Below are 2743 nucleotides of genomic sequence, written 5' to 3'. Positions count from 1 at the left end.
CCAGGGCCTTTTCGTGGATACCAAGCGCCTTGTCGAAGCTGATGCTCATGTCGGGGAAACCTTCGGAGGTTGACCGGAATATCGTTGAGCAAGGTATAGCAAGGGCTGTGCCAACCACTGCAAAGCCTGGAAACACTGGGCTGCGAGGCAGCGTTCGGTGGGCTTGATGCCAGAAAAGCGGCAAAGGCCTTCCGCCTTGTGCGGCGAAAGCGGCAATTGCCGGGCGGCAAGAGCGGCAAACCAAAAAATTGACGTCGGCACCGCGCCGCCTGCATCGCCGGCAAGCCAGCTCCCACAGGGCCAGCACAGGCCTCAGCATTTGTGCAGTACTTGTGGGAGCTGGTTTGCCGGCGATAAGGCCCTGACAGGCAACAAAAAGGCCGGCAATTGTCGCTGCCGGCCTTTGGGCTTACTTGGCCTGGTAGATGATCCCCGGGCTGCACTGCACCATCTGGTAATGGTCCGGCAACCCGTTCAGCGCCTCCGAAGCCCCCAGGAACAGGTACCCGCCCGGCTTCAGGGTACTGTGAATGCGCAACAGAATGTCGCGCTTCACCTGCGCCGAGAAGTAGATCAGCACGTTGCGGCAAAACACGATGTCGAACTTGCCCAGGCTGGCATAACTGTCCAGCAGGTTGAACGAGCGGAATTCGACCCGGCTGCGAATCGCCGGTTTCACTGCCCAGCGCCCGGCCCCCTTGGGGTCGAAGTAACGTTGCAGGCGCTCCTGCGACAGGCCGCGGGCAATCGCCAGGCTGTCGTACTCGCCGGTCTTGCAGTTGTTCAGCATGGTGCCGGACAGGTCGGTGGCAACAATTTGCGCCCCCATCTTCAGCTGGCCAAGGTTGCTGCGCTCGAATTCGTCGATGGCCATCGAGATGGAATACGGCTCCTGCCCCGACGAACAGGCCGCCGACCACATGCGCAGGCGCTGGCCGGGGTTGTTGCGGATGAACTCGGGGATCACCTTGTTCTTCAGCACTTCGAACGGGTAGGTATCGCGAAACCACAAGGTCTCGTTGGTGGTCATGGCATCGACCACCTGCTCGCGCAAACCGCTGCGCGGCTGGGTCTGGATGCGCTGCACCAGCTCGCCCAGGCTCTTGATGCCCTGTTGTTCCATCAGCTTGTTGAGACGGCTGGAAACCAGATACTGCTTGTTCTCGCCCAGCAGGATGCCACAGGCTTTCTCCAGGAAGACCCGGAACTGTTCGAAATCCAAATTACCCGTAGACACTACTTTGCCGCCTCTTTTCAATCACTGGTGCCGGGGCGTACCCCGGCTGCTTCAATGCGCTGCCTTGATCCGGTCGACCACCCGCTGGGCCAGATCGTCCGGCTTGAACTTGGCCAGGAAGTCATCGGCACCGACCTTCTTGACCATCGCCTGGTTGAACACCCCGGAAAGCGAAGTATGCAGGCAGATGTGCAATTTTTGCATGCGTGGGTCGCTGCGGATCTCTGCCGTTAGCGTATAGCCGTCCATTTCCGGCATTTCAATGTCCGAGATCATCATCAGGAACTCTTCTTCCGGCTTTTTCCCCTCATCCACCAGCTGGCGCAGGTAGTTCAGGGCCTGACGGCCGTCATTGAGTGCCACCACCTCGACCCCCACGGTCTGCAGGCAACGGCTGACCTGCTTGCGCGCCACCGATGAATCGTCGACGGTCAGCACCCGCAACAGCACAGCCTTGTCCTGGGTTTCGGCATCGATCACCCCGACCGACACCGACTCGGACGACGGCGACACTTCGGCCAGCACCTTTTCCACGTCGATGATCTCGACCATGCGGTTGTCCACCCGGGTCACCGCCGTCAGGTAGTGGTCGCGGCCGGTCCCCTTGGGTGGCGGGTGGATTTCTTCCCAGTTCATGTTGACGATGCGCTCTACCGAGTGCACCAGGAAACCCTGGGTCTTGGTGTTGTACTCGGTGATGATCACGAAGCTGTTGCGCGTCTCTTCCTCCAACGGCCGCAACCCGGTGGCCATCGACAAGTCGAGGATCGGGATGGTCGCCCCGCGAATGTTGGCAACGCCACGCACCACGGGGTGCGCCTTGGGCAGCAGGGTCAGTGCAGGGCACTGCAGCACTTCCCTGACCTTGAATACGTTGATGCCGTACAGCTGTTGGCCATTGAGGCGGAACAGCAGCAATTCCAGGCGATTCTGCCCCACCAGCTGCGTGCGCTGGTTGACCGAATCCATAACACCCGCCATGCCAGACTCCTTTACATTTCAGCCTTTGGTTGCAACTCAGGTAGCGAGTCGGCACGGGCTTTGCTTTTTTGAGCGCCATGCACACGAAAACGACATTTTTCCGACGATTGACGCACCTGCTGACTGGCTTGCTGGCAACCCTGTGCCTGCTGGTGCCCGGCGTTCGCACGGTAGCGGACGCGTTCACCTTGCCTGAACAGCTTATCGGTGTCACCCAAGGGTTTCTTGAATTCACCGTCGAAGATTATCTGGCCACCACCCAGACAGCCGGCCGCTACGAAATCCAGGTCAACCCGCTGGACCCGCGCCTGCGCATGCCGCTGTGCAGCCAGCAGCTGGACGCCTCGCTGGAAAGCCCCGCGCTACCGCTGGGCCGGGTGACAGTGCGGGTACGCTGTGACAGCGCCGCACCGTGGACGGTGTTTGTGCCGGCTACCGTGCGCCTGTTCCGCGACGTGGTAGTGGTAACCCGCCCGCTCAAGCGTGACAACGTGGTGGGCGAAGGCGACGTGGCCCTGCGCGAGC

At 60.8% G+C, this 2743-nt stretch carries 2 protein-coding genes and 1 pseudogene; 1 reads left to right on the top strand and 2 read right to left on the bottom strand.

What is annotated here, in order from left to right; genetic code table 11:
* Positions 1 to 409 precede the first annotated feature (409 nt).
* Entirely contained in the window at positions 410 to 1237 is an 828-nt protein-coding gene (gene cheR, locus HP547_RS28230) for a protein-glutamate O-methyltransferase CheR (protein WP_172288765.1), read from the bottom strand.
* 51 nt (positions 1238 to 1288) lie between these two features.
* Positions 1289 to 2218 carry a chemotaxis protein CheV gene (locus HP547_RS28225; RefSeq protein WP_172232027.1) on the bottom strand — a complete coding sequence of 310 codons (930 nt, stop codon included), beginning with the start codon at positions 2216 to 2218 and terminating at the stop codon, positions 1289 to 1291.
* 77 nt (positions 2219 to 2295) lie between these two features.
* Between HP547_RS28225 and HP547_RS28220 the strand changes: the two are divergent.
* Positions 2296 to 2743, top strand: a pseudogene (locus tag HP547_RS28220) (flagellar basal body P-ring formation protein FlgA); the annotation flags it as partial.

Origin of the sequence: Pseudomonas sp. CM27 (assembly GCF_013179515.1) — a bacterium.
Lineage (GTDB): Bacteria > Pseudomonadota > Gammaproteobacteria > Pseudomonadales > Pseudomonadaceae > Aquipseudomonas.
The sequence above is the reverse complement of the archived record's forward strand: the minus strand, read 5'-3'. Positions and strand labels throughout refer to the sequence as shown.

Coding starts and splice junctions, on each gene's coding strand:
- HP547_RS28225 (WP_172232027.1), bottom strand. CDS start 2,218: ATGGCGGGTGTTATGGATTCGGTCAACCAGCGCACGCAGCTGGTGGGG.